The sequence below is a fragment of the Myroides odoratus genome (assembly GCF_965118575.1).
GTDB classification, from domain to species: domain Bacteria; phylum Bacteroidota; class Bacteroidia; order Flavobacteriales; family Flavobacteriaceae; genus Flavobacterium; species Flavobacterium odoratum_B.
The window spans coordinates 144,886-171,462 of sequence record NZ_CBCPHW010000006.1 but is presented as its reverse complement, the minus strand read 5'-3'; the positions used below and the strand labels follow the sequence as shown (position 1 = coordinate 171,462).

Genomic DNA, 26,577 nt, shown 5'->3' with positions numbered 1-26,577 from the left:
GTTATAAATCTTCTGCGTTTGCAATTAATTCGGCAACGTCAAGTACTTTAACTTCGCCCTCTTTGTTTTTAAATTTTACCCCGTCTGTAAGCATTGTATTACAGAAAGGACATCCAGCAGCAATAATTTCAGCATTTGTTTCAATCGCCTCTTCTGTTCGATCAACATGCACTTCTTTACTACCGTGTTCAGGTTCTTTGAACAATTGTGCGCCACCGGCTCCACAACAAAAACCATTCAACTTAGAACGCTTCATTTCTACTAATTCAGCATCTAGTTTTTCAATTAATTGACGAGGTGCTTCAAAGACGTGATTCGCACGTCCTAGATAACAAGGATCGTGGAATGTAATGCGCTTTCCTTTAAAACTTCCGCCTTCGATGGTTAATCTTCCCTCATCTAAAAGTGATTTCAAAAATTGGGTATGATGTACAACTTCGTATTTTCCTCCTAGCCCAGGATATTCGTTTTTGATTGTATTAAAACAGTGCGGACAAGCCGTAACAATTTTCTTAACCTCATAGGCATCTAATACCTGAATATTCATCATGGCTTGCATTTGAAATGCAAATTCGTTTCCTGCGCGTTTTGCAGGATCACCTGTACAACCTTCTTCTGTACCAAGTACCGCAAAAGGTACCTTTGCTTTATTCAAAAGTTTTACAAATGCCTTTGTTATTTTTTTTGCTCTATCGTCAAAACTACCTGAACAACCTACCCAAAATAAAACCTCAGGTTGTTCTCCTTTTGCCATCATCTCGGCCATTGTAGGCACTACTAAATTTTCTGACATAATTTATTGGTGTCTATTTTAAATCAACAGCAATTGTCAATTTATTTTTGTTAGTTAATTAGTTTTCGTCCTTCCAGTTCAAGCGATCCATTTGGTTATACTGCCAAGGCGCACTATTGTTTTCAATATTCTGCATCATATTGTTTAATTCATTTGGTGCAGCACTTTGTTCCATTACTAAGAATCTTCGCATATCCATAATAATAGATAAAGGACTAATATCGATTGGACATTCTTCTACACATGCATTACATGTATTACAAGCCCATAATTCTTCTGGGGTAATATAATCGTTTAACAATGTTTTACCATCATCAACAAATTTCCCGTTATTTGCATCTAATATTTTACTTACATCTTCAATACGATCACGGGTTGACATCATGATTTTACGAGGAGATAATTTTTTTCCAGTTGTATTTTGAGGGCAAGATGAAGTACATCTTCCACATTCTGTACAAGAATAGGCATTCAGCAATTGAACCCAACTCAAGTCCATAATATCTTGTGCACCAAACTTTTCAGGTTCCCCTACAGGTTCAGTAGGTGCCGCAAAGGGGTCCGCATTTGGATCCATCATCAAAGCAACTTCTTTTCTAACTGACTCCAAATTATCAAATTCTCCTTGTGGGTTTAAATTTGCATAATAGGTATTAGGGAAAGCTAAGAAGATGTGTAGGTGCTTAGAATAGTATAAGTAATTCATAAAAAACATGACTCCTATAATATGTGCCCACCAACAAAAACGCTCAATAAAAGCAACAGTAGCCAAATCAACTCCATTAAAAATAGGCGCGATTAAACCTGATATTGGAAAAGAACCTGCGGAAATATAGTGCGGATAATTATTCAATTGTAAATAATGATCTGCGGCATTCATCACCAGGAAAAAAACCATCAAAATAGATTCAATATAAATGATATTATTGGCATCTCGTTTTGCCCAACCATCCAATTCAGGTTGATTTAAACGTTTGATTTTAAGGATATTTCTGCGTATCCAGAAAACAGCAACACCAAAAATAACTAAGAAAGCTAATACTTCAAAACAGGCAATTAATACATCATAAACTACGCCTAAAAAACTAAAGGCACGGTGTGTACCAAATAATCCATCGACAATAATTTCGAGCATTTCGATATTAATAATTACAAATCCCACATACACAAATAAGTGCAAAATTGCGGGTATAGGACGTTTGACCATTTTGGATTGTCCCAAAGCCACACGAATCATATTGCGCAATCGTTCTTTAGGTCTATCAGTGCGGTCAATGGTACGACCTAACTTAATATTGCGGATTAATTTCTTTACATTTCGAATAAAGAAACCAAATCCAACTATAAGGAGTAGTAAAAATAATGCTTGGCCTAAATACTGCATAGTTGTAATAAATTGTTTCTGTAAAGTTGTTAGTTTTTTTTGTTAGATTGATTCTAAATTTCAATTATTCTATTTTTGCTTCTGGTTCTTGGTAAGGTGTCGCCTTTCTACCAAACACCGATAAGTGAATATAGCGTTTCGGATTTTCTTTTAAATCGCGCAGTAATTGTTCTAATTCTTTTGAAGCTCCGGTCAAATTTTTGTATAGTTCTTCATCTTTTAATAACTTTCCTACCGAACCATTTCCATTTTCAATACCAGCCAAAAGCTTATCAATATTAGCGGATGCATGCTGTAAGTTAGTAAAAGTTCCGTTGATATCCAATTGATTCAACTCTTCGGATAAGCCCACAAAATTTTCGCTCATCACATTTAAATTGCTCATCGTCCCTTTTAGTTGGGGTTCAATACCAGTCACTAATTTGTTTGCTCCAGCTAAGGTACCTTTCAATTCTGCAACACTTGATTTTAAATCCGCTTGCATTTGCTCATCTAAAACGCCATTAACGGCAACTAACATCGCATTTGCATTTGTTAATACCGCATCAAGCTTATTTTTCAAGGGTTCTAATTCACCTACTAATTTTTCTGTAATATCAAATTGAACCTCTCCTTTTAAATATTGTCCCGATTCAGCATAATCTGCCTCTCCAAATTTTGGATCTATGGAAATTCCCTTTCCTGCCAATAAACTAGGAGAATAAATTGTTGCTACACTTGATTTTGCAATATCAATAGGATGTGTCATCATTAATTCGACAATTAACTTACCTGTTTGTGGATTGATAGTAATACGTGATACTTTTCCTACTACCAAACCGTTAATTGTAACATTAGAAGATGTTGTTAATCCTTCAACGTTATCATATTCAACATAATACTTAGTACTATTATCAAAAATATTTCTTCCATCTAAAAAAGAATATCCCCAAATAAATAAAGCAATGGCTCCTAATACTAAAATAGCTGTTTTAATTTCTCTAGATATTTTCAAAACTCTATATTTTTATATACATGCAAAATTAAACTTTTATTTTTTAAAAAGTAATGTTTATTTCAACGCCTCATCGACTGAAATACTCTTACCATCCTTATAAGCTACAATAAAAGAAGAGCTATGTCCTTTTGCTTTAGCTTCTTCTAGTAATTTTTTAGCTTCCGTGTAATCCGAGGTTTGACCGTAAAAATACTTATTTACTTTTGCTCCTTTTTCCATTGAAAGGTTACTAAGTCCTTTGAAATTCTTAGGTTTTAACTCTAAAACACGGGTGCTAGCCGCAATTTGAATTTTAAAAACAACCCCTTTTGTTGTTACTTTCGCTGGTGTACTTTCCTTAGTCTTTTCCGTTTTAACAGTAGTAGTGGTGTTAGAAGCAGATGAAGTTGAGCTCTTTGCTGGTAGTGTATTTACGGTAGCATCGCCTCCGTAATACGCATTTTTGTATTCAATAATTCCCTTTGCAATAGATTCAGCTAACTCTTGCTGTCCTTTTTTAGAAGATAAATAAGCCCCTTCCTCTTTATTTGATACAAATCCCAATTCAATCAATATACTTGGCATAAACGCACCGTGTAACACCCAGAATGGCCCTTGTTTGACTCCTCGATTCTTTCGCTTCAAATCATAGGTAAACCCATCTTGTACTCTACTTGCTAAATCAATGCTTTGGTGGATGTAATCTTCTTGAATTAAAGTCAGTCCTATAATAGATTCGGGTGCTTTAGGATCAAAACCGGCATACTTCGTTTTATAATCATCCTCCATCATAATCACCGAGTTTTCTTGCTTTGCTACATCCAAATTGGATTTATTTTTACTCAAACCCATTACATAAGTTTCTGTTCCTGAAGCTGAATTGCCATCAACCCCATTACAGTGAATAGAAACAAAAACATTTCCTTCTTTGTCATTAGCAATTACAGAACGCTGTTTTACTTCTACGAAAACATCTTTATTACGGGTATAAATTACCTCGATATCTTTATATTTCTCGAGAATCTTCCCTGTTTCCAAAGCTACAGCTAAAACAATGTCTTTCTCAACATTACCTAAATGATTGGTTCCAGTATCCTTACCTCCATGCCCGGGGTCTAAGACTACTTTAAATTTTTTATTTTGCCCTAATGTAGCAACAGTAATGAATAGGAAAGAAAATACTATCAGTAATTTAGCAACGCTATTGTTCATAAAAAAGTCCTTTAGAATTCGTTTAATATAAATTAAATTACATTTTTCAGAAAAAATATATGTAAGTTTGACACGTTAAAAACAACGGGTTTGATTTTACAAAAATAGCACATATTCATAGATTTGCGTACTAATATTTTCAATATCGTCATAGTTTTGTTTGTTTTAGGGATATTTTCATTCCCTAGAGTTAAAGCTCAGGAGTTCAACAAAACAAATACTTCACTGAAAGTCAACAACAAAGATTCCAATCTACTCCCAGGTTTGGCCTCAGATACTATTGTACCTACCCAAGACTCTTTAGCCTCAGTAAAGAGTCCGAAAGACACTATTAAACCGCCAACAAAAGGTTATTTAGAAGATATTGTCTATCGCAAGGCCAAAGATTACAATAAATTAGATCAGAAGAAAAAACAGATCACGCTATATAACGAAGCGGAAATCAAATATCAAGATTTCGAATTAACGGCGGGTATCATTATATTCAATTACGAACAGAATCAAATTTATGCAGGACGCATCAAAGATAGTTTAGGTAATTTGAGTCAAGCACCCGTTTTTAAACAAGGGGGACAAGTAGTTGAACCTGACTCTATTGTTTACAATACAAAATCACAACGTGCTTTAGTTTGGCAGTCCAGAACGTCTCAAGGTGAGTTTAACATCAAATCTGGGATGACGAAAAAAGAGAATGACTCCGTGTATTTTATGCAGGATGTAATCTTTACTACGGCCAAAGATTTAGATGATCCTGAATACTACTTCAAAACGAAAAAAGTAAAGTTTGTACCTAATAAAAAAGTAGTGGTCGGACCTACAAATATGGTGATTGCTGGCGTACCTACTCCACTGGGATTGCCTTTTGCTTTTTTCCCTATGTCGGAAAAAGCGGAATCCGGTTTTATTATTCCAAGTGTTGGAGAAACAAATCAGCAAGGGTATTACCTACAAAATGGAGGATATTATTTTGCATTGAGTGAAAGAGCGGATTTAACCCTTCAAGGGGATTATTATACCAATGGAAGCTGGGCTTTGCGCTCTAGTAGTAACTATGCGACACGGTATAAGTATAACGGTCGTGTATTAGTTCGGTATGAAAACAACGTATTCAGTGAAAGAGGATTACCGGATTACCAAAAAAGTACCATCTACAACATTCAATGGAACCACGCTCAGGATGCAAAATCCAATCCAGGTTCTCGCTTTTCAGCCTCTGTAAACATGGGTAGTGGTCAATATTTCAGACAATCCAATAACTCCTATAATGTAGGAGCTTCCTTAAACAATACAATGAACTCTTCCATCAGTTATTCTAAAACTTTTGAAAGTACCCCTCAAGTTAATATGTCCCTTTCGGCAACACATTCACAATCCACCAATACAGGACGCGTGAATATGTCTTTACCTACGCTTCAGGCCAGTGTAGATCGAATGTTTCCCTTTGCACCAAAGAATGGATCCAAAAAAGGACTAATCAAAAACTTAAATCTTTCCTATAACCTAAGAGGAGAAAATCGCGTTGATATTCACGAAGATAATTTCTTCAAGCAGCCCATGTTTGACAGTTTAAATTCAGGTTTTCAACACACGATTCCACTTACTACAAACTTTAAATTATTCAAATATTTTTCAGTTACTGCAGGAGGAACCTACAATGAAACATGGGTATTTAATACCATTAAAAAACAATATAATCCCGAAACCAATCGCGTAGATGATGTTCGCGTAAATGGATTCGATCGCTTTAGCACCTATAATTTAAATACTTCTGTTGGTACAACCATATACGGTACCTTTAATTTTGGAGAGAGTAGTAAAATCCAAGCCATTAGACACGTAATGCGTCCTACGCTTGGTTATTCTTATACGCCGAGTTTTGACAAATATTACGATACGTATAGTATAGATGCAACGGGGTTAACAATGCAAGATTATACGCGTTTTCAGGGCGGCTTATTCGGCGCTCCAGGTAGAATGAATTCCAGTATGTTGAATATGGGATTAAGTAATACCTTCGAAGCAAAAGTTCGCGATGACGAAGAAAAAGATGGCTTTAGAAAAAAGATGTTATTAAATAACTTGAACTTTAGTACAAGCTATAATATGTCTGCCGATTCCTTGAAATGGGCGCCCGTACGTGTATCAACAGGTACAGCCTTTTTTAAAGACAAAATGCAAATCAACTTAGGTGCTACTTTAGACCCTTATGCTTTGAACAACAACAACCAACGAATTGACATGTTCAATATCAACAATGGGGGGAGTTTATTTCGTTTAACTAGTGCTAACGTAACTGTCAACTGGTCCATGTCAAGTAATGATCCATTATTTGGAAATTCTGAAAAACCAAATCAAAATTCAGTAGATAATGGAGGACGTGGCGATGATTTATTTGGTCAAGCAGGGAATTTAGGTGATAATCGTCAAAGTATGTTTGGTGATGATAAAGAAGATCGTCCTTTTGAAGGGTTTTACAATGCTAAATTACCTTGGGATTTAACCTTCGCTTATTCCTTAACGTATAATAATTCAGCTCGTCAAAATGAAATTGCTAATAATACAGTGATGATGTCTGGAAACTTAGAACTTACACCTCGTTGGAAAATTGGTTTTTCTTCTGGTTATGACTTTGTTCAAAAAGGAGTTACTTTTACACAACTTCGCTTTGAACGAGATTTATTAAGCTGGAGAATGGACTTTACCTGGGTACCTATTGGAGCCTATACGAGTTGGGGATTCTTTATTGGAATCAAATCCTCTATGTTAAGTGATATTAAGTGGGAAAAACGAAAAGCACCAGATAAACGCTACTTTTAATTCAATTTATACGCATGAAAAAAACAATCATTAATTCCAATCAAGCACCTAAACCTATTGGTCCTTATAATCATTCTGTATTAGTTGGTGATTTACTTTTTATATCCGGCCAAATCCCTTTTAATCAAGCAACTGAAACTTTAGTTACTACAGGTATTGAGGATGAAGCCAACCAAGTTATGGCTAATTTAAAAGCTATTTTAACTGAAGCTGGAATGACTTTCGAAAATGTGGTCAAATCAACTATTTTCTTAACGGATATGAACGATTTTACTAAAGTTAATGAAGTATATGGTAGCTTTTTTGTACCTGAAACAGCGCCTGCAAGAGAATGTATTCAAGTGGTAAAATTACCGCGTAATGTCAACGTTGAAATTTCAATGATTGCTACGAAATAAATGATAAGAAATAAAAAAAGTCCCTAGGGACTTTTTTATTTCTTAAAATCTATGTCAAATTAAACTAAGGTTTCAGCTTATTGTATTGCGTTTAACAACAATTGAGCACTCGCTTCATTGGTTGCTAAAGGCACATTGTGTACATCGCATACGCGAAGTAACATATTAATATCAGGTTCATGTGCATGTTTTCCTAAGGGATCTTTAAAAAACAAAACCATATTGGTTTTTTCCTCCGCCACCCGAGCAGCAATTTGTGCATCCCCTCCTAAAGGGCCTGAAAGCATACGCAAAACTTCAAAACCTTCTTTTTGAGCAATACCTCCTGTTGTTCCGGTTGCTATCAATGTCACACCTTCTCTTGTTAAAACGGCTTTATTCTTTTTTATAAAAGCAACCATTTCATCTTTTTTACCATCGTGGGCAATTATTGCTATTTCCATTTTTATTCTATTTGTGATAGTCTATTAATCCATCTAAAGGTTTTTGAATAATCATGCCAACCTTTATTCCATTTTTATGCAACACTGATCTAAATTCATCCTGTAAAAAATAAGCTACTGAACCAACAAAATGAACCGGTACTGTATTAGATTCTGGGTGGCTTTTAATATAGTGTTCTACAAAAAAAACAACTTGTTCTTGAATCATCGCTTGAAAAAAAACATGGTCTTTATGTTCGATTAAAAAAGGTAAGAAAGAAGCAAGATAGGCATTTGGATTTTCCTTTTTGTAGAAATTATACTTTACAACATCCGCATCTAAATCATATTTCTGTGTGAATTTTTTCGCTAATTCAACAGGCATATAATTTAAAAATAAAGCTTTTATCATGAGTCTCCCTAAGGCACTTCCGCTACAATCGTCCATAGCCATAAATCCTAAAGATTGTATCTTTTGATGAATAACTTCACCATCGTAATACGATACATTCGACCCCGTACCATTAATACAAACAATTCCCTTTTCATTTTTACCTGTTGTTGCGTATACTGCCGCATACGTATCTTCATGGATGTTAATCGATTGGCAATTGACAAAATAGTTCGCAAAGAAATCCCTTACTGTATTCTTACTGCGATTTGATCCACAACCCGATCCGTAAAAGAAAAGTTGCTTGATTTGATCTTTGTTCTTCACAATATCAGGTACAGTATTTACACGAGTATAAAACTCATCTAAAGTAATAACTTCGGGATTAAGCCCGAGGCTTGTCACCGAAGTTATTATTTTATTATTTTGATCAAAAAAAATCCAATCTGCTTTTGTAGAACCGCTATCGACGATTATTTTCATTTGATTTTATATTACTTTACAGTCGTTAACAAGACAGCCATATCTACCATTTTAGCGGCATAACCATATTCATTATCGTACCAGGCAACAAATTTAAAAAAAGTATCATTTAAGGCAATCCCTGCTTTTGCATCAATGATGCATGTATGCGTATCAGAAACGAAATCTTGAGAAACGACATCGTCTTCTACGAAGGCCATAATTCCTTTTAATTCGTTTTCACTCGCTTTTTTGAAAACAGCCATCACATCCTCATAGGTAGTTGCTTTGGCTAATTTCACGGTCAAATCCACAACAGATACATCTGCAGTTGGCACGCGCATAGACATTCCTGTTATTTTTCCTTTCAAGGCAGGAATTACTTTACCAACTGCTTTAGCTGCTCCTGTAGAAGCAGGAATAATATTTACTAAAGCAGAACGTCCACCTCTAAAATCTTTTTTAGAAGGACCATCTACGGTATATTGTGTTGCAGTTGCCGCGTGAATGGTAGTCATCAACCCCTCAACAATACCGAAAGAATCATCTAATACTTTGGCTAAAGGAGCTAAGCAATTGGTTGTACATGAGGCATTTGAAACAATCGTATCCGTTGCTTTCAATTCCTTTTCATTCACTCCCATCACAAACATAGGTGCATCTGGTGAAGGAGAAGAAATCAATACTTTTTTAGCCCCCGCATCGATGTGTTTTTGTGCGCCTTCTAGATCTTTGAATATTCCCGTACAATCCGCAACAACATCAACCTGAAGCTCATTCCATTTCAACACTAAAGGATCGCGTTCAGCAGTTACACGAATTTCTTTACCATTGACAATTAAATGTCCATCTACAATATCAACCGTTCCTTCAAAACGACCATGTACCGAATCATATTTAATTAGATATGCTAATTGTTCTACTGCCATTAAATCATTCACAGCCACAATTTCTATATCATTTCTCTTTACAGCTTCTCTCAACATTAAACGTCCAATACGTCCAAATCCATTTATTCCAACTCTTGTTTTCATATTTTGCTTTTTATTAAATTCTAAATTAAATGGTAATAATATCTGCTACGCGCAACAATTCTGCATCTACAGCAGTATGTCCCTTTACGATGTGTTCTAAGGGAGTTAGAGCCACTTGATTATTAAGTAAACCAACCATGTAATTTTTCCCTCCTTCTAATAAGGTTTCCACTGCTTTCACGCTTAAACGACTCGCTAAAACTCGATCAAAACACGAAGGAGCTCCTCCTCTTTGCATATGGCCTAAAACCGATACACGCACTTCATATTCAGGTAAATTCTCCTCTACGTATTCTCCTAATTCAAATACATTTTTTCCGAGTTTTTCTCCTTCTGCAACAATAACGATACTCGAAGATTTTCCGGATTCCTTACTTTTCTTTAAGGATTCCAGTAGGCGTTCTAATCCCATGTTTTCCTCGGGAATAATAATCTCCTCTGCTCCTGCTCCAATTCCTGCATTTAAAGCAATATGTCCTGCATCACGTCCCATCACCTCAACAAAAAACAAACGCTTATGAGAGCTTGCGGTATCTCTGATTTTATCTACCGCATCCACTACGGTATTCAATGCCGTATCAAAACCGATGGTGTGACTGGTTCCATTTATATCATTATCAATCGTACCAGGGATTCCCATAACTGGAATATCAAACTCTTTGCTCAATAGCATAGCCCCTGTAAAACTACCATCACCGCCAATTACAATTAAGGCGTCAATCTGTGCGTTTTTTAAATTTTCGTATGCCGCTTTTCGTCCTTCTTCTGTTCTAAAAACAGCACTACGGGCTGTTTTTAAAATGGTACCTCCTTTGTTAATAATATAATTCACATCTCGCGGACCTAACACTTCGAAATCTCCTTCAACTAAACCTTGAAATCCTCTAAATACCCCAACACACATTACATCATGGTAAGAACAGGTACGAACAATAGCTCTGATTGCTGCATTCATACCAGGTGCATCCCCACCAGAGGTTAAAACCCCTATCTTTCTTATAAGGTTACTCATAATTACTTTCTTTTTAGTAAATTTAAGGAATACGCTAGATTAAATCAATGAGTAAACGCTATTTATTTCACTGGTGTCTATTATATTTTTGTTAAAAGCCTTCTATTTTTTATACAAAAATTAGTTATCTATTTGAACCCTTACCCTACCTGTTAATTAATTCGTGAACTAATTTTTCAACACATACATATATACTTAAAAATCAATTACATAATCTAATTATATTTACTAGATTTAAAAAACCTTTGTATAAACTGCGAATTGCTTTATACGTCTATTTTCTTTTTAATACAACCATAGACCTATCCTTCCCAAATTAATCCCTCTCTATTTAGTATCCTAAAATAGAATTAGTATAAATTATAAAATACGCAACAAAAAAAACAATAAGACAATGCAAATCAATTAATTACAACTAAATGGAGTTCATTTGTAAAAACGGTAAAAAAAAACAAATAATGGAAATTAAAGCTATTTTTGTGGCATGAAAAGAAAGAGAACAGAAAGAATCGTATTCGAAAACGTAGAAGTCCTTGATGCAGGTGCAAAAGGCGTTTCGGTAGCTAAAGCTCCTGATGGGAAAGTTATTTTTATTCCCAATGTTGTTCCAGGAGATGTAATTGATATTCAAACCGTTAAAAAGCGCAAAGCGTATTATGAAGGGATTGCTATAAAAATTCACAGCTTTTCTAAAAACAGAATTGAGCCTGTTTGTCAACATTTCGGTGCTTGTGGGGGATGTAAATGGCAAAATATGTCTTATGAGCAACAGTTGTTTTATAAAAACCAAGAAGTTCAAAACAACCTGAAGCGAATTGGAAAAATTGAACTACCTGAATTTGAACCTATTTTAGGTTCTGAAAAGACCCTGTTTTATAGAAATAAAATGGAATTTTCCTTTTCAAATGCTCGTTGGTTAACACCGGAAGAAATTGCAAGCGGTGACGAAATTGGCAAAGAAAATGCACTTGGGTTTCACATTCCAAAAATGTGGGATAAGATTTTAGACATCCAAAAGTGTCATTTACAACAAGATCCATCCAATGCAATTCGAAATGAAATCAGAAGATTTGCAAATGAACACCAGTTGTCTTTTTACAATCCAAGAGAACAAGAAGGTTTATTGCGTACTTTAATGATTCGCACGAGTTCTATTGGGGAGATAATGGTGATGATTCAGTTTTTCTATGACAACCAACAAGAAAGAGAATTACTCATGGATCACCTAGCGGCACAATTCCCTGAAATAACGTCTTTGCAATACGTGGTTAATGGAAAAGCCAATGATACAATTTATGATCAAGACGTAGTTCTATATCATGGGCGCGATTATATTTTGGAAGAAATGGAAGGATTAAAATTCAGCATTAATGCTAAATCTTTTTATCAAACCAATTCAGATCAAGCGTATGAATTGTATAAAATTACCCGTGATTATGCCGAGTTAACTGGAAATGAATTGGTATTTGATTTATATACAGGTACAGGAACTATTGCACAATTTGTATCTAAAAAGGCGAAAAAAGTGGTAGGAGTTGAAGCGGTTCCTGAGGCGATTGCAGATGCTAAAATCAATGCAGAACGCAACCAGATAACTAATTGTGATTTCTTTGTAGGAGATATGAAAAACGTATTTAACGACGAATTCATTGCTGCACATGGTCATCCAGATGTGATTATTACGGATCCACCGAGAGACGGTATGCATAAAGATGTGATCGATATGCTTTTAAAAGTTGCTGCTAAACGCATCGTATATGTTAGTTGTAATTCAGCTACGCAAGCCCGAGATTTAGCTTTATTAGATCCGAAATACAAAGTAACTAAAGTTAGACCAGTTGACATGTTTCCACAAACACACCACGTGGAAAATGTAGTTCAATTGGAATTAAAATAGTTCACTTTTAAAATATTCATAAAAAAAATCCAGCGTAAATACGCTGGATTTTTTTGTACGATCTGAAATTCACTTTCTTTAAAAGTTTGGTTTCAAGGTATATTTTTTATAAAAAGCATCAATGCGTTCTACTACTTCATCAGCGGAATCAACTAACTGAATTAAATTTAGATCTTCGGGTGAAACCGTATTGTATTTTTCCAACACTACCTTTTTGATCCAATCTAACATGCCACCCCAAAATTCAGTTCCTACTAAAATAATAGGAAACCTAGCTATTTTTTTGGTTTGGATTAACGTAATCGCTTCAAATAATTCATCCAACGTTCCAAATCCTCCAGGCATAACAACAAATCCTTGCGAATACTTGACAAACATTACTTTGCGAACAAAGAAATAGTCAAACTGAATGTTTTTATCACTATCAATATATGGATTAAAATGCTGTTCGAAAGGCAATTCAATATTTAAACCAACCGATACGCCCTGTCCTAAATGAGCACCTTTATTTCCGGCTTCCATAATTCCTGGTCCACCACCTGTAATCACACCATATCCTGCTTTACTAACTTTAAAAGCAATTTCTTCCGCTAGTAGGTAATTTGCATCCTCCTTTTTTGTTCGCGCTGAACCAAAAATAGAAATACAAGGGCCGATACGTCCCATTTTTTCATACCCATTAACAAATTCAGACATGATTTTAAAAATCCCCCATGAATCATTAGTTTTAATCTCTGTCCAAGATTTTTGTGTGAACTTATCTTGGATTTTTTCCTCCTCATTTCCTAAATTTTCTTTCATATTTCAATCATTTTTTAAGCTCTTTTTTTAAAAATTGAGCCGTATAACTTTTCTTTACTTTACTTACTTCTTCTGGTGTTCCTTTAGCTAAGACTTCTCCGCCATTGGCACCCCCTTCGTAACCGATATCAATAAGGTAATCTGCCAATTTTATAACATCTAAATTGTGCTCAATAATCAGCACTGTATTTCCTTTTTCTACTAAGGTATTGATGACTTCCATCAATACGCGAATATCTTCAAAATGCAATCCTGTTGTTGGCTCATCTAAAATATAGAATGTATTTCCAGTATCTTTTTTAGACAATTCAGTGGCCAACTTAATGCGTTGTGCTTCTCCTCCAGATAAAGTAGTACTTTGTTGTCCTAAAGTAATATACCCTAATCCAACATCGTTTATCGTTTTTAATTTGCGATAAATTTTTGGAATATTTTCAAAGAATTCCGCTGCATCTCCCACAGTCATGGCTAAGATATCCGAAATAGATTTTCCTTTATATCGAATTTCTAGTGTTTCTCTGTTGAATCGCTTGCCTTGACAAGTTTCACATTCTACATACACATCGGGTAAAAAGCCCATTTCGATGGTGCGAACTCCAGATCCTTCACAAGTTTCACATCTACCTCCGCTAACATTAAAACTAAATCTACCTGGTTTATATCCGCGAATAGACGCTTCTGTAGTTTGAGCAAATAGGTTTCGAATATCTGAAAAAACTTCGGTATACGTTGCTGGATTTGACCTTGGTGTTCTTCCAATTGGACTTTGATCAATGCCAATTACTTTGTCTATATGTTCTAATCCACTAATCTTTTTATAAGGTTGAGGCTTCGTTACAGCATGAAAGAAGTGCGTGTTTAAAATTGGATACAAAGTTCCATTAATCAACGTAGATTTTCCAGATCCCGACACGCCTGTAACACAAGTTAAAGTTCCCAAAGGAATTTTAATCGTTACATTTTTTAAATTATTCCCTGTTGCTCCTTCTAATTTAATGAAATTGCCATTTCCTTTTCTTCGTTCTGTCGGAACAGCAATTTCTAATTCACCATTCAAGTACTTTGCCGTTAAGGTATGTTCTTTCAACAATTCTTCTGGCGTCCCTGTACTGATGATTTGTCCTCCGCGTTTTCCAGCATAAGGGCCAATATCAATCACGTAATCTGCACGCTCAATCATATCCTTATCATGTTCAACCACCAAAACGGAGTTTCCTAAATCGCGCAAAGACTCTAAAGATTGTATCAAGCGCTCGTTATCTCTTTGGTGCAAGCCAATACTCGGTTCATCCAAAATATACAGTACACCTACCAATTGAGAACCGATTTGCGTTGCTAAACGAATACGCTGTGCTTCTCCTCCAGATAGTGTTCTCGAACTGCGGTTTAACGACAAATAAGTTAATCCTACATCTTTTAAAAAGGATAATCTCGTTTTGATTTCCTTCAAAATTTCTTCTGCAATACTCTTTTGTTTTTCAGAAAGTTTTGGAGGCAAATCAGCAAACCATTGGATAAGATGCTCAATATCCATTTGAATTAAGGTTCCTATATTTTCATCTCCAATTCTAAAATACAAAGCTTCTTTCTTTAAACGTGTTCCCTTGCATGAAGGACAATCAATTTCATCCATATATTCTTTTGCCCAACGTTTGATAGACGCCGTTTCGCTTTCTTCAAATTGATTTTTAATAAAATTATTAATTCCTTCAAAATCAATCTTATAATTTTTAGAAATCCCCGCTACTTTGTGTTCAACCGTAAAACTATCTTGCCCACCATTGAGAATAATGTCCATGGCTTCTTTGGGAATCGCTTGGATTGCCTCTGTTAGTTTAAAATTATAACGTTGTGCGATGGTTTCTAATTGCTTAAAAATCCAAGTGTTTTTTTCAGGTCCTAAAGGGGCTAATCCTCCTTTTTTAATCGATAAAGTCGCATCGGGAATTACTTTTTGATAATTAATTTCATGCACTGTTCCCAATCCATTACAAACCTCACAAGCTCCTTTTGGAGAGTTAAATGAAAAGTTATTTGGTTCGGGTTTAGCATATGATATTCCAGAAGTTGGACACATCAAATGGCGGCTAAAAAAACGAATTTCTTGCGATTCTTGGTCTAAAATAACAATCGTATCTTCGCCGTGATACATTGCCGTTTGAATACTCTCTGCCAAGCGCTGAGCTGTCTGTTCTTTACTATCTATTGCTAATCGATCAATGACAATTTCAATATCATGGGTCTTATAGCGATCGGCTTTCATACCGTATTCTAAATCTTTAATTTCGCCATCTAAACGCACTTTCAAAAAACCTTGTTTGGCAATTTGCTCAAACAATTCGCGATAATGTCCTTTTCTTGAACGAACAACAGGGGCAAGAATATTAATTTTTTTCCCATTGAAATCATGGAGGATCAGTTCTTGGATTTGATTATCCGTATAACTGACCATCTTTTCTCCTGTATTATAACTATAGGCTTCTCCAGCTCTTGCATATAGTAGGCGCAAAAAGTCATAAATTTCCGTAATCGTTCCAACTGTAGATCTTGGACTTCGGTTGGTCGTTTTTTGTTCGATTGCAATAACAGGAGATAAACCATCAATTTTATCAACATCCGGTCTTTCTAATCCCCCTAAAAACTGTCTGGCATAGGCAGAAAACGTTTCGATATAACGGCGTTGTCCTTCAGCATAGATTGTATCAAATGCTAATGACGATTTACCAGAACCAGACAAACCCGTAATTACTACGAGTTTTTCTCGAGGAATACGGATATCGATATTTTTTAGATTGTGAACTCTAGCTCCTAAAACTTCAATATAATCTTCTACTTTAGACATAATTTTGTGCAAAAAACAAAGATACATATTAATCTTGTTCTTTGTAATCTGCCGTTCTATTGTTTTTATGTGATTTAGCATTATTTAACAGCTTGATTTGTATCGCTTTTATTTCATCCAAACGCCGTTCTCCTACTTTTAAAAATCGTATTTTTATCTTTCTAAAATAAAAACGATGAAAGGAGCCATTTTATATGAATTAGGTCAAGTTCCAAAATTTGGAGAAATCGAAGAACCTACCGTACTACAAGAAGGACAACACTTAATACGTGTAACCGCAGCAGCTGTAAAAAACTTAGATAAAGCAAGAGTAAGTGGAAAACACTATGCCAATTATACGCACTTACCAGCCGTTGTAGGAAATGATGGAGTTGGTTTTTTAGAAGATGGAACAAAAGTTTATGGGCACGGAATCACGGGAATGCTTGCTGAAAAAGCAATTATTTCGAGTAATTATACCCCTGTACCTCAAAATCTAGATGATGCTACTGCTGCTGCCTTGCCCAATGCTATTTTAGGTTCTGCCATGCCTCTCCTTATTCGGGCTAAACTACAAGAAGGACAAAATGTATTATTTAACGGAGCAACGGGTGTAACAGGACAAGTTGCGGTTCAAATTGCCAAGCATTATGGTGCCAAAGAAATCATTGTTACTGGAAGAAATCAAGCCGTTCTGGATCAATTAAAAGCCTTTGGTGCAACACAAATTCTAGTTTTAAAGGAAGGTGAAAATCAAGATTATCTCACTGAAAAAGTAAGAGCTATTCATCAAAGAACACCTATTGATATAGTGATTGATTATTTATGGGGTAAGCCTTTTCAAGCTATTTTAAATGCCTTCAAAAGCGCGGATATCAACCACTTGACATCCACCGTAAAAATAGTAACTGCGGGAGATATGGCTGGTAAAGAAATACAACTGACTTCTGCTATTTTACGCAGCACTGATATACAGTTAATGGGTTCTGGTTTTGGAAGTTTAACCAAAGAAGAACTCATTGTTTTCAACAAAGTTATTTTACCTGAAATGTTTTTATTAGCCGCAAGAGGAAAACTTCATATTCAAACGGAAATACACCCTTTAGCAGACATTGAAAAGGTATGGAATAAAACAATTGATCGCGGTTTACGGCTGGTGATTAAAATTTAATTTTGAGCTATAAAAACTTGCTTTTGCTCATCCTTGAAAACTTCCTATTTTTGCTTGCTAATTCAACAACACAATGAAAACCTTTTTAGAAAATTACTTTCAGTTAAGTCAAAACAACACAACCATCAAAAAAGAAATGATGGCTGGCGTTATTACCTTCTTAACGATGTCTTATATTCTAGTGGTCAATCCCAATATTTTAGCAGATGCGGGTATGGACAAACAAGCCGTATTTATGGCCACAGCCCTAGCTACTGTTTGCGCTACCTTATTAATGGGTATCATGGCTAAATTGCCAATTGCACAAGCTCCAGGTATGGGACTCAATAGTTTTTTTGCTTATACCGTTGTATTGACTATGGGGTATAGCTGGGAATTTGCTTTAACAGGTGTCTTTTTAGCTGGTTTGATCTTTTTAGTACTTACAGTATTTAATATCCGAGAGCTTATTGTCAATAATATTCCCAAGGTTTTAAAAGAAGCTATTCCAGTTGGAATTGGTTTGTTTATTACTTTAATTGGTCTAAAAAGTGCTGGTATTGTCGTTACAAACCCCAATACGCTGGTCACATTAGGAGATTTTAGTCAACACAGTGTTTGGATTGCTTTACTTGGACTTTTAATTACAGGGATCTTATTGATTAAAAACATAAATGGTTCTATTTTAATCGGTATCGTTGTGGCAACTCTTTTTGGTTTTGTATTAGGTGACGTTCATTTACCTACACGTATAATCACAGCTCCACCTTCTATGGAACCCACTTTTGGAAAAGCGTTGTCTTTTTTATTTTCACCTGAATCTGCAACTAGTGTCTTTTCAATTGACATGTTAATCGTCGTTTTTACCTTTCTATTTGTCAATCTATTTGATACGATTGGAACACTTATAGGTGTGGTTTCTAAAACGGGAATTGCAGATAAAAACGGCAACTTCCCTCAAATGAAAAAAGCTTTATTAACTGATGCTTTAGGCACAACCTTCGGAGCTATTTTAGGTACAAGTTCAGTAACTTCTTATGTAGAAAGTGCATCTGGTGTTGCTGCTGGTGGTCGTACGGGGCTAACGGCTGTTAGCGTAGCTTGTATGTTTGCATTATCAATTTTCTTAGCTCCTTTATTCTTACTTATTCCTGCTGCGGCAACAGCTCCAGCCTTAATTATTGTTGGACTATTTATGATGAGCTCTGTTGTCAATATTAATTTTACTGATTTTTCAGAAGCCTTACCTGCCTTTATCACTCTTATTTTTATGCCTTTTACCTATAGTATTGCAGAAGGTATTGTATTTGGTATGTTGAGTTACACGCTTTTCAAAGTAGGGACCCAACAATATAAAGCAGTTAGCCCTACCCTATATATTTTATCTCTCTTATTTTTGATTAAAATAATCTTAGATGCACTATAAAAAAATAAGCCCTAAAAGTTTCTACGTTTAGGGCTTATTTTTTATTCGTTATTTTTTATTTTTAAAGCGACTAACTGCGCTAAGTTTGATTGCTTATCCTTTTCTGAAAGATTGTCAAACACTTGTTTCAACTGAGATAAATCATCCTTACTTGTATAAAATAAATAATACAAAGCGGTTAATGAGGTACTGTATTGATCCAAATAATTTCCAATAAAGGTACTTTGATCGTCTTGTAATCCCTTATATTTACCTAAAATCAATTTGATTGTGGCATCATCTTTCTTTTCAAGTGCTTCCGCATACGCCTGTTGCTGTTGTCCTTGATACATCAATATGTTGTACTTATACAAACTCAGACTTCTTTCAAACTCACTCAAGGTTTCGTTATTAGATGTCCCTTTTAAATCAAATGCTGTAAAATTATCTTGATCAATACTCACTTGTGTTTTTCCACTTTCAATAAACAACGGAATCTTTCCTTTTTGATCTCGAAAAGACAAATAGCCCAAGGTAGGGTGTGCTACTTTTCCTTCAAATTTAAAGGTATTATTTTTCACAAAAGTCGAATCCAATTTTATCAGTTCTTCTGCATTTGTATCTGCTATTTTATTCAAATATACGAGCGTATTATCTGGCATATTTGCTAGCGTTCCTTCAACCACAAAGTTGTTACTAGATAGATTACAAGAAGCGAATAGGATTATTACACTCAGACCTAGCCAATAGTTAAACGTTTTCATATCATTTTAATTTATCAAGTTAATATTTACCTTATTTACTCAAAACTACAAGGATAAAAATGAAATAAACAAAAGAATCCATCCAATTACTAAGGCAAGTCCACCGATTGGTGTTATGGGTCCTAATATTTTTATTTTCTTTCCAAAAGTAGTACTCAATGCCAATCCATAAATACTAAATGAAAACAAAATAACACCTATAATAATAATATTTCCGGCATAATAACTGTAGCTATTAAATGGCATAAACCCAATAATAAGTAACAAAAGTGCATGGTACATTTGATACCGAACTCCAGTTTCAAAACTTTCTAATACCTCTTTTGTCATATGCTTTTTTAAGGCATGGGCACCGAAAGCACCAATTACAATGGTTAATGCGCCAAAAAAACTTCCGGCAAATAAAGCTGTTGTATGCGTAACTTCCATAATTATAGTATTCAAATTAATTTAAGGTTAACTGTCCTAAGATTTCCTCAGACATAAAGGGACCACCAGGATAGCGAGCTGTATAATCGAGATTCAACCATATTTGTCCTCTTTCATCTACGTGATAATGCACTTCTTTTCCTTGGCTTTCCTCTTTAAATAAAACCTCTTTAATTAGGAAAATCACTTTCTCTAAATGGGCTTTATTTTCAATTAGCATTTCCGGATACATATGTTCTTTGGTGTGAATTAGCCGTGGCGTTCCACCAATAGAGCGAATCAATGCAGCCATTAAAATTGAATAATCATCACAATCACCCGAAAAATGGATTAAAGACTCCGAAGCAGTAGCGATATATTCTCTTCCTTTAGGATCATTAACATAGTTCCAACGGGTGCGTACTTCTTTAAAAATAGCCATACATTGTATGATTTGTCTGTATTCTCCATACCCTTGCACTTTAGAAAAGTTTTTTGTTGTTGCCAACAAAGCAAAATTTCTCACTTTTGGATTATCATATTCAACTGCTTTAATCACCTTTGATTTATTAGGAAATGGCAAGAGTTTTGATATAATCAAATCTTGCGGATTTTGTGTACTAGCCATAGCATAAATCATGACGCGATAATCGTCAACAATTGATTCTAAATCATAATCATCATGCGAAGTTCCTACAATAAAAATCCCCAAATAAACTAGAATACAGATAAACAATATGGTTTTCAATTTGGATAAAATAAATTGAAAAAGAGCCAATATTATTACACAAAGTAAAATTCGATCTAAATGATACGGCCATTCAGGATCTACAATATTTTGATGTACAATAATAAATACAGGGACCGTAAGTAGTACGTTTAATATAAAAATAATGATATAGTCCCAGGGAGAAGGAATTCTCAGGTACTCATACCACTTTTTTTTCTTTTTAATAACTTGTACTTCTTGTGTATCCATCTATGTTACAGAAAAAAATATTACATTTTTACTTCTTCGTATTTTTTAGCATTCTCTATCAGCTGAAGATCGATTAGCTGTTGTTGAATTTTATTGTAATTTGTTGCTGATACTTGTTTCTGAGACCATCGAGTCAAAGACAACCAACTAGTAATATCTTCTACTTTTTGATCATAGCGTTGGGCTAAAGTTCGATCAATGCTCGGTATGTGTTTAAACTCTGAAGTTGTGGTATTTATTATATCTAATATACTTTCGATTACTTCTTTATTTTCGCGAACAAAATTTTGATTTCCAACTAATAAAAAAGAGGGCCAAGGTGTTGGACATTCCCCAACTCTTCTAAAAACCTCCTGATCTACAAGTGGTTGAGTCATAAAACGCTCCCACATAAAATAGTCCGCTTCCTTATTTTTTAAAGCTACTACTGCTTTATCTAAGGTATCTACAACTACAAATTCCAAGCAATCCACATCCCAATTCATTTGCTTGGCATGGACGATTGCCATTAAATGTGATCCTGATCCGAATCGACTAATCGCTATGCGTTTATTTTCTAAATCTCCTAGGGTATGAAAAGGTGAACCTGCAGCCACATGAATGCCCCAAATTAAAGGAGAAGCTACATATTCTTGAATAATTGAAGTGGGATTACCCGCTGCAATGTCCTTGATAATTCCTTCGGATAAAATAAGTGCTAAATCAGTTTCATCTTGGCGAAGCATCTGACACATCTTTCCGGTTCCTTCTGGGATATCCCTCCATTGCAAATCGATTCCAACTTCATTAAACTCTCCATTTTCTATACACAAATGCCAAGGTAAATTAAAGTGTTCAGGTACTCCTACAATTCTAACTGTTTTCATTTTTATATGTTCTACACATTTTACTGCTAAGATAATAAAAAGTATGTTTACTGCTTCGGAAATCGGTAAGAAGCAAAAAAAATCCCCACAAAGTTTGTAGGGATTTTAATAACTATGCTTTCATCGTCCCTGTTTGTTTTAGACGTGTATGAAATTTGAATGCTTCTTCTAAAATATGAGGGGTATGACCTCCTCCTAATTTAGCGCGTTCAAAGTAATCCCTTAGTTCTTCTTTGTAGGCTGGATGCACACAATTTTCGATAATTACCTCCGCCCTTTCGCGAGGAGATAATCCTCTTAAATCTGCTAATCCCTGGTCCGTTACCAAAATATCAACATCGTGTTCGGTATGATCTACATGAGATACCATAGGTAAAACATGGGATATTTTATTTTCTTTCGAAGCTGCTTGAGTTACAAAAATACTCAAATAAGCATTTCGTGCAAAATCTCCTGACCCTCCAATACCATTCATCATTCTATTTCCACCAATATGCGTTGAATTGACGTTTCCATAAATATCAAATTCTATAGCCGTATTAATAGCTATAATCCCCAATCTTCGAATTACTTCAGGGGCATTGCTAATATTTTGTGGACGCAAAATTAATTTGTCTTTATATTGTTCAAAATTCTTAATCAATTTTTCATAACAAGATTCTGTTACTGTAATTGATGAACCCGATGCAAATACCATTTTTCCCGAATCGATTAAATCAAAAGTACTATCTTGAAGCACCTCAGAATACATCGTCAAGTCTTTAAATGGCCCATCAATAAATCCTGTCAAAACAGCATTGGCTACTTTTCCAATTCCAGCTTGTAAAGGCAATAATGCTTCTGTTAGATTTCCTTTTTTCACCTCTGATTCGAAAAAGTTCAGCAAATGGGCAGAAATTGCAGTCGTTTTTACATCTGGTTCTGGTAAAATAGCAGGAGTATCCTCAATACTTGAAAAAACGACAGCCACAACGCGATCGGGATCTAACCGAATAAACGTTTCTCCTATTCTATCTTTAACGGTATGAATAGGTATTATTTCACGTCTGGGTTGCTTAATGGGAATACTGTTATCGTGAATACCTTCTACACTTAATGGAATAGCTGTATTTACTTCGATAATAATTTTCTTGGCAACACTGGCAAAATAAGCTGAATTCCCTATGGATGTTGTTGGAATAATAAAGCCTTCTTCTGTAATATAAGTAGCTTCAATAATTGCAATTTCTACTTGCGGTATATGCTTTTCTTGTAACTGCTCAATAGTTTCACTTAAATGCTGATCAATATATTTTACCTGACCACTATTAATAGCATGTCTTAAATCTGAATCTGCTTGAAAAGGTAATCGCCTGATTAATGCATTATTTTTAGCCAAATCGGCATCCGTTGTTTGTCCCAAAGAAGCTCCTGTGATCAAAGTAATAGCTACTTTTTCATTCGCTGCTCTTTGTGCAAAAGCGGGTAATACAGATTTACTATCTCCTGCTTTTGTAAAACCACTCGCCCCTACAATAGCTTTATCGTGAATTAATAAGGCTGCTTCTTCAGCAGATATAATTCGATCTCTATAAGGAACATATTTGATTCTGTCCAAATTAGAATCTTCTTGTATCATTTCTCATTCGTTTTAATAACTGCTTAAAAATAGAACTTTTTATTAATATTTAATAGGTATATAAGTACCTGATCGTATTTATATTACAATATATCCTACTTATCATAAAATAATCATCATTAAATACTTTTTTTAAGACAACAAAACCACTATCGCAATTTAATCAACGTATTCTTCCAAAAATCCTAACTTAATTTCTCTGTCCATTTTCTCATTTTCAGCTCTTACTCTATTTTCCCTCCTTATTCTTATAAAAACAAAAAGAAACCCCATGCATATTTAATTTTTTTAACACTATTTACAAGTAGGTGCTATTAATAGATGAACGAATTGAATAGACCACAGAGTAATACTGAGTCGATGCATAGAGTGCAACTCTTTGTGCTCTCAAAATACTACGGGTAGTACTAGGTGAATGTATAGAATGCGACTCTTCGTTCCCTCAGCGCTACCTACAATCTAGAAATAAAAAAAGCAACCGCATAAAAATATACGGTTGCTTTACTATTTTGAATCCATTTTTCTATTTGACAAGAAAAATCGTTTATTTCATTAACTCTTCTACTTTTTTGTACAATTCTTCACCGTAAAGATTAACAGCTAAAATTTCACCTTTTTCGTTAATTAAGTAGTTTGCAGGAATTGCTTTTACGCCATAAGCAGCAGCAATTTCGTCATTCCAAAACTGTAAGTTAGAAACTTGTGCCCAAACTAACCCATCTTTTTCGATTGCTTGTACCCATTTTTCTTTTTCTTTATCCAAAGATACACCAATGACATCCAATCCTTTAGCTTTAAATCCGTTGTATAATTTCACAACATTTGGATTTTCAACACGACAAGGACCACACCAAGATGCCCAGAAATCAATTAATACTAATTTTTTTCCTTTTTTGAATTCTTCTAAGGATAAGTCTTTGCCATCTGGCGTTTTACTTGTAAAAGCAGGTGCAATATCTCCCACTTTTAATCCTTGAGCTTGTTCTTCTTCTTCTGATGCTCCCATCATTTTCAGCATAGAATCAATTTTCTTTCCAACTTTAGATGCTTTTAATTCAGCTGAAAACGTATCAAACTCTTTTACGAAATCTGTTTCACCATCTTGTGAAGACATCATTTGTTGAGAAAGCAACAATAAGCCAAAAGCATTGGTTGCATTATCTTTTTGATGTTTTTTATACACGTCATTGATGCTGTCAACATATCCCATATACTCTTTTTGAAGGGCCTCTAATTTAGCGCGATCTCCTTCGTCATTCGACTGGCTTAACTGCATTAAAGTCATTTGATTTGCATCAATAAAAGCTTTAAGTTTAACCACAGTTGGTTTCACCTCATCCTGAAGTTTTTGCAACTTCTGGTTGTTATCACTTCCTCCTAATACGGTTTCAGTTGGTTGATCTTTGGTATAAGAAATTGTAATATGTCCTGGTTCTCCAATAAAAAACACATTGTTCTGCATTTCTCCGCCTATAACCATATAAGCCTCTTCTAACTCCGTGAAAGGATTTTCAAAAACTACTTTATTTCCTTTTACAGTTCCAGTATGCACAACAGTTGGAGATGGACTTCCCAATTCCGAAGTCATAATTTCTACTTTTGTATCGTCAGCTACGTCCTTAGTAGTAATCTCAATTGTATTATTTTGCTTACATGAAAACATCACTAATGCTAGCAAAACAACTGCTAATTTCTTCATATTAATTATTTATAATTTTAAGTCCTCGTAAAAGTATTAATAAAATAATTATATCAAAAAGAAGTTTCGTTAATAAATTAGTTAATATTACGTTTGAATCAAGAATGTTTTACTTTTCAACTCTTTTTATACTAAATCCTAGCATCTATTAACTTAGCCACTGCTTAAAATCAGTAACTTTTTCTCTGCTTACAATCAATTCGTCCTCCAAATCAACCTTTAAATTTAAGATTAAGCGAGAATTAGTATACGCTGTAATCTCTTTAATGGCATCCAGGGCAACGATATGTTTTCGACTAATGCGAAAAAACTGTTCTATCTCAATGGTCTTTTCTATTTCATCAAGCGAATTATCTAAAATATAATCCCTTCCTTCTTTTGTTTTTAGATAGGTAATTTTATGGGTACTAAAAAAACAGGCAATCTCGCCAATTGGAATAATCTTTAATTGACTGCCAATTTTGATTACAAAGCGCTCTTTATTCTCTTTGGGAGCTGCTGACAAAAAGGTTTTAAACAAATTCAACTGTTCTGTAAAGGCGAAAAAAGAAGCGCGTTGTTCATTAAATTTATCGATAGCCCCTTTCAAATCAGGTTCAGTTATCGGTTTTAATAAATAATCGATACTATTTAATTTAAACGCCCGAAGTGCATAAGCATCGTAAGCAGTAGTAAAAATAATTGCACTTTTAACCACAACTTGATCGAATATTTCAAACGACAAACCATCTGATAGTTGGATATCCAAAAAGATCAAATCGGGTTCCTCTTCTTTTCTTAACCAGTTTACGGCATCTTCGACACTAGTTAATTTTTCAAGAACCTGATACCCCATTTTCTCAATTTTCCGCTCCAATAAGCGTGCGGCAGGCTTTTCATCTTCAATAATGAGTATTCGGAGTAGGTTCATCTTTTAATTTCAATTGATATTCGTAGGTACTTTTTAAGCGATTAAACTCTTTTTGTTCTAACCTATCTTGCCATTTTGACAAGATGGGCAAACGTTCTGCATAATAAAAAACAAATTGTACAAGAATAAGAGGCAACCAAAACAAAGGTAATTCATAAAACATTCGCTCCGAACTGTTATAGAAATCGGCTTGTATACCGATTACTCCTCCCTCAATTCCCACGTACTGTTGATAAGCCATCAATCCAGTAAACAAAGACCAGATAAAAACGTGAATCCACAAGCCTATCAGGCGTCTAATTCGGCTCCTTTTATAGCCGTAATATTTTCTTTCAACTTCTTTTGTATAAAATCCCAT

General features: G+C 34.8%; 23 protein-coding genes. 5 read left to right on the top strand and 18 right to left on the bottom strand.

The window, feature by feature from the left end; all coding sequences use genetic code 11:
• Nucleotide 1: 1 nt before the first annotated feature.
• From ACMHJ2_RS07160 to ACMHJ2_RS07145, 4 genes are all read right to left on the bottom strand, one after another.
• Nucleotides 2-793: a (Fe-S)-binding protein gene (locus ACMHJ2_RS07160; RefSeq protein ID WP_413512265.1), complete on the bottom strand. Its 792-nt coding sequence runs from the start codon at nucleotides 791-793 to the stop codon at nucleotides 2-4.
• A 58-nt stretch (nucleotides 794-851) separates the two neighbouring features.
• Nucleotides 852-2,177, bottom strand: a complete 1,326-nt coding sequence (locus ACMHJ2_RS07155; RefSeq protein ID WP_413512264.1) for a 4Fe-4S dicluster domain-containing protein — start codon at nucleotides 2,175-2,177, stop codon at nucleotides 852-854.
• 64 nt (nucleotides 2,178-2,241) lie between these two features.
• Nucleotides 2,242-3,171, bottom strand: coding sequence for an MlaD family protein (locus ACMHJ2_RS07150; protein ID WP_413512263.1), 930 nt, complete (start codon nucleotides 3,169-3,171; stop codon nucleotides 2,242-2,244).
• 57 nt (nucleotides 3,172-3,228) lie between these two features.
• Nucleotides 3,229-4,365, bottom strand: coding sequence for an N-acetylmuramoyl-L-alanine amidase family protein (locus ACMHJ2_RS07145; RefSeq protein ID WP_413512262.1), 1,137 nt, complete (start codon nucleotides 4,363-4,365; stop codon nucleotides 3,229-3,231).
• A gap of 123 nt (nucleotides 4,366-4,488) precedes the next feature.
• On the opposite strand from ACMHJ2_RS07145, the gene ACMHJ2_RS07140 reads away from it, so the two are divergent.
• Complete coding sequence (locus ACMHJ2_RS07140; protein WP_413512261.1) at nucleotides 4,489-7,182, top strand: putative LPS assembly protein LptD; 2,694 nt, start codon at nucleotides 4,489-4,491, stop codon at nucleotides 7,180-7,182.
• Nucleotides 7,183-7,196: 14 nt separating this feature from the next.
• Entirely contained in the window at nucleotides 7,197-7,580 is a 384-nt protein-coding gene (locus tag ACMHJ2_RS07135; RefSeq protein ID WP_413512260.1) for a Rid family detoxifying hydrolase, read from the top strand.
• A gap of 77 nt (nucleotides 7,581-7,657) precedes the next feature.
• Here the strand turns inward: ACMHJ2_RS07135 and ACMHJ2_RS07130 are convergent, their stop codons facing one another.
• Genes ACMHJ2_RS07130 through pfkA form a run of 4 tightly spaced genes read right to left on the bottom strand, consistent with a single transcriptional unit; the run spans nucleotide 7,658 to nucleotide 10,901 of the window.
• Complete coding sequence (locus ACMHJ2_RS07130; protein ID WP_413512259.1) at nucleotides 7,658-8,023, bottom strand: methylglyoxal synthase; 366 nt, start codon at nucleotides 8,021-8,023, stop codon at nucleotides 7,658-7,660.
• 7 nt (nucleotides 8,024-8,030) lie between these two features.
• Complete coding sequence (locus ACMHJ2_RS07125; RefSeq protein ID WP_413512258.1) at nucleotides 8,031-8,876, bottom strand: BadF/BadG/BcrA/BcrD ATPase family protein; 846 nt, start codon at nucleotides 8,874-8,876, stop codon at nucleotides 8,031-8,033.
• Nucleotides 8,877-8,887: 11 nt separating this feature from the next.
• Entirely contained in the window at nucleotides 8,888-9,889 is a 1,002-nt protein-coding gene (gap, locus tag ACMHJ2_RS07120) for a type I glyceraldehyde-3-phosphate dehydrogenase (protein WP_413512257.1), read from the bottom strand.
• Nucleotides 9,890-9,914: 25 nt separating this feature from the next.
• The gene (pfkA, locus tag ACMHJ2_RS07115; RefSeq protein ID WP_413512256.1) at nucleotides 9,915-10,901 is read right to left on the bottom strand and encodes a 6-phosphofructokinase; all 987 of its coding nucleotides are present in this window, start codon (nucleotides 10,899-10,901) and stop codon (nucleotides 9,915-9,917) included.
• 484 nt (nucleotides 10,902-11,385) lie between these two features.
• On the opposite strand from pfkA, the gene rlmD reads away from it, so the two are divergent.
• Nucleotides 11,386-12,798: a 23S rRNA (uracil(1939)-C(5))-methyltransferase RlmD gene (gene rlmD, locus ACMHJ2_RS07110; protein WP_413512255.1), complete on the top strand. Its 1,413-nt coding sequence runs from the start codon at nucleotides 11,386-11,388 to the stop codon at nucleotides 12,796-12,798.
• Between the two features lie 78 nt (nucleotides 12,799-12,876).
• On the opposite strand, the gene ACMHJ2_RS07105 is transcribed toward rlmD, so the two are convergent.
• Both ACMHJ2_RS07105 and uvrA read right to left on the bottom strand, forming a co-directional pair.
• Complete coding sequence (locus tag ACMHJ2_RS07105; protein WP_413512254.1) at nucleotides 12,877-13,599, bottom strand: TIGR00730 family Rossman fold protein; 723 nt, start codon at nucleotides 13,597-13,599, stop codon at nucleotides 12,877-12,879.
• A 7-nt stretch (nucleotides 13,600-13,606) separates the two neighbouring features.
• Entirely contained in the window at nucleotides 13,607-16,441 is a 2,835-nt protein-coding gene (uvrA, locus tag ACMHJ2_RS07100; RefSeq protein WP_413512253.1) for an excinuclease ABC subunit UvrA, read from the bottom strand.
• A 175-nt stretch (nucleotides 16,442-16,616) separates the two neighbouring features.
• On the opposite strand from uvrA, the gene ACMHJ2_RS07095 reads away from it, so the two are divergent.
• Both ACMHJ2_RS07095 and ACMHJ2_RS07090 read left to right on the top strand, forming a co-directional pair.
• The gene (locus tag ACMHJ2_RS07095) at nucleotides 16,617-17,591 is read left to right on the top strand and encodes a quinone oxidoreductase family protein (RefSeq protein ID WP_413512252.1); all 975 of its coding nucleotides are present in this window, start codon (nucleotides 16,617-16,619) and stop codon (nucleotides 17,589-17,591) included.
• A gap of 73 nt (nucleotides 17,592-17,664) precedes the next feature.
• Nucleotides 17,665-18,996 carry an NCS2 family permease gene (locus ACMHJ2_RS07090; protein ID WP_413512251.1) on the top strand — a complete coding sequence of 444 codons (1,332 nt, stop codon included), beginning with the start codon at nucleotides 17,665-17,667 and terminating at the stop codon, nucleotides 18,994-18,996.
• 41 nt (nucleotides 18,997-19,037) lie between these two features.
• Here ACMHJ2_RS07090 and ACMHJ2_RS07085 read toward each other — a convergent pair whose 3' ends face one another.
• From ACMHJ2_RS07085 to ACMHJ2_RS07050, 8 genes are all read right to left on the bottom strand, one after another.
• Entirely contained in the window at nucleotides 19,038-19,739 is a 702-nt protein-coding gene (locus ACMHJ2_RS07085; RefSeq protein WP_413512250.1) for a DUF4369 domain-containing protein, read from the bottom strand.
• A 45-nt stretch (nucleotides 19,740-19,784) separates the two neighbouring features.
• Complete coding sequence (locus tag ACMHJ2_RS07080) at nucleotides 19,785-20,168, bottom strand: DUF423 domain-containing protein (protein ID WP_413512282.1); 384 nt, start codon at nucleotides 20,166-20,168, stop codon at nucleotides 19,785-19,787.
• Between the two features lie 16 nt (nucleotides 20,169-20,184).
• The gene (locus ACMHJ2_RS07075; protein WP_413512249.1) at nucleotides 20,185-21,126 is read right to left on the bottom strand and encodes a transglutaminase domain-containing protein; all 942 of its coding nucleotides are present in this window, start codon (nucleotides 21,124-21,126) and stop codon (nucleotides 20,185-20,187) included.
• Nucleotides 21,127-21,146: 20 nt separating this feature from the next.
• On the bottom strand, nucleotides 21,147-21,992 hold the full coding sequence (locus ACMHJ2_RS07070; protein ID WP_413512248.1) for a substrate-binding domain-containing protein: 846 nt from the start codon (nucleotides 21,990-21,992) through the stop codon (nucleotides 21,147-21,149).
• Nucleotides 21,993-22,104: 112 nt separating this feature from the next.
• Complete coding sequence (locus ACMHJ2_RS07065; protein WP_413512247.1) at nucleotides 22,105-23,610, bottom strand: succinate CoA transferase; 1,506 nt, start codon at nucleotides 23,608-23,610, stop codon at nucleotides 22,105-22,107.
• 544 nt (nucleotides 23,611-24,154) lie between these two features.
• A complete protein-coding gene (locus ACMHJ2_RS07060; RefSeq protein WP_413512246.1) occupies nucleotides 24,155-25,309 on the bottom strand; it encodes a redoxin domain-containing protein in 1,155 nt (384 codons plus the stop codon).
• A 148-nt stretch (nucleotides 25,310-25,457) separates the two neighbouring features.
• Nucleotides 25,458-26,219 carry a LytR/AlgR family response regulator transcription factor gene (locus ACMHJ2_RS07055; RefSeq protein ID WP_413512245.1) on the bottom strand — a complete coding sequence of 254 codons (762 nt, stop codon included), beginning with the start codon at nucleotides 26,217-26,219 and terminating at the stop codon, nucleotides 25,458-25,460.
• Nucleotides 26,191-26,577: a hypothetical protein gene (locus ACMHJ2_RS07050; protein ID WP_413512244.1), complete on the bottom strand. Its 387-nt coding sequence runs from the start codon at nucleotides 26,575-26,577 to the stop codon at nucleotides 26,191-26,193. The genes ACMHJ2_RS07055 and ACMHJ2_RS07050 overlap by 29 nt, the downstream gene beginning before the upstream one ends.

Excerpts from the sequence above, each read along its gene's own strand:
- ACMHJ2_RS07130 (WP_413512259.1), bottom strand. The coding sequence starts at position 8,023 with ATGGAAATAGCAATAATTGCCCACGATGGTAAAAAAGATGAAATGGTT.
- ACMHJ2_RS07135 (WP_413512260.1), top strand. The coding sequence starts at position 7,197 with ATGAAAAAAACAATCATTAATTCCAATCAAGCACCTAAACCTATTGGT.
- ACMHJ2_RS07160 (WP_413512265.1), bottom strand. The coding sequence starts at position 793 with ATGTCAGAAAATTTAGTAGTGCCTACAATGGCCGAGATGATGGCAAAA.
- ACMHJ2_RS07075 (WP_413512249.1), bottom strand. The coding sequence starts at position 21,126 with ATGGATACACAAGAAGTACAAGTTATTAAAAAGAAAAAAAAGTGGTAT.
- pfkA (WP_413512256.1), bottom strand. The coding sequence starts at position 10,901 with ATGAGTAACCTTATAAGAAAGATAGGGGTTTTAACCTCTGGTGGGGAT.
- ACMHJ2_RS07055 (WP_413512245.1), bottom strand. The coding sequence starts at position 26,219 with ATGAACCTACTCCGAATACTCATTATTGAAGATGAAAAGCCTGCCGCA.
- ACMHJ2_RS07145 (WP_413512262.1), bottom strand. The coding sequence starts at position 4,365 with ATGAACAATAGCGTTGCTAAATTACTGATAGTATTTTCTTTCCTATTC.
- ACMHJ2_RS07105 (WP_413512254.1), bottom strand. The coding sequence starts at position 13,599 with ATGAAAGAAAATTTAGGAAATGAGGAGGAAAAAATCCAAGATAAGTTC.
- ACMHJ2_RS07060 (WP_413512246.1), bottom strand. The coding sequence starts at position 25,309 with ATGAAGAAATTAGCAGTTGTTTTGCTAGCATTAGTGATGTTTTCATGT.
- ACMHJ2_RS07050 (WP_413512244.1), bottom strand. The coding sequence starts at position 26,577 with ATGGGATTTTATACAAAAGAAGTTGAAAGAAAATATTACGGCTATAAA.
- ACMHJ2_RS07065 (WP_413512247.1), bottom strand. The coding sequence starts at position 23,610 with ATGATACAAGAAGATTCTAATTTGGACAGAATCAAATATGTTCCTTAT.
- ACMHJ2_RS07155 (WP_413512264.1), bottom strand. The coding sequence starts at position 2,177 with ATGCAGTATTTAGGCCAAGCATTATTTTTACTACTCCTTATAGTTGGA.
- ACMHJ2_RS07090 (WP_413512251.1), top strand. The coding sequence starts at position 17,665 with ATGAAAACCTTTTTAGAAAATTACTTTCAGTTAAGTCAAAACAACACA.
- rlmD (WP_413512255.1), top strand. The coding sequence starts at position 11,386 with ATGAAAAGAAAGAGAACAGAAAGAATCGTATTCGAAAACGTAGAAGTC.
- ACMHJ2_RS07125 (WP_413512258.1), bottom strand. The coding sequence starts at position 8,876 with ATGAAAATAATCGTCGATAGCGGTTCTACAAAAGCAGATTGGATTTTT.
- ACMHJ2_RS07070 (WP_413512248.1), bottom strand. The coding sequence starts at position 21,992 with ATGAAAACAGTTAGAATTGTAGGAGTACCTGAACACTTTAATTTACCT.
- gap (WP_413512257.1), bottom strand. The coding sequence starts at position 9,889 with ATGAAAACAAGAGTTGGAATAAATGGATTTGGACGTATTGGACGTTTA.
- ACMHJ2_RS07080 (WP_413512282.1), bottom strand. The coding sequence starts at position 20,168 with ATGGAAGTTACGCATACAACAGCTTTATTTGCCGGAAGTTTTTTTGGC.
- ACMHJ2_RS07085 (WP_413512250.1), bottom strand. The coding sequence starts at position 19,739 with ATGAAAACGTTTAACTATTGGCTAGGTCTGAGTGTAATAATCCTATTC.
- ACMHJ2_RS07095 (WP_413512252.1), top strand. The coding sequence starts at position 16,617 with ATGAAAGGAGCCATTTTATATGAATTAGGTCAAGTTCCAAAATTTGGA.
- uvrA (WP_413512253.1), bottom strand. The coding sequence starts at position 16,441 with ATGTCTAAAGTAGAAGATTATATTGAAGTTTTAGGAGCTAGAGTTCAC.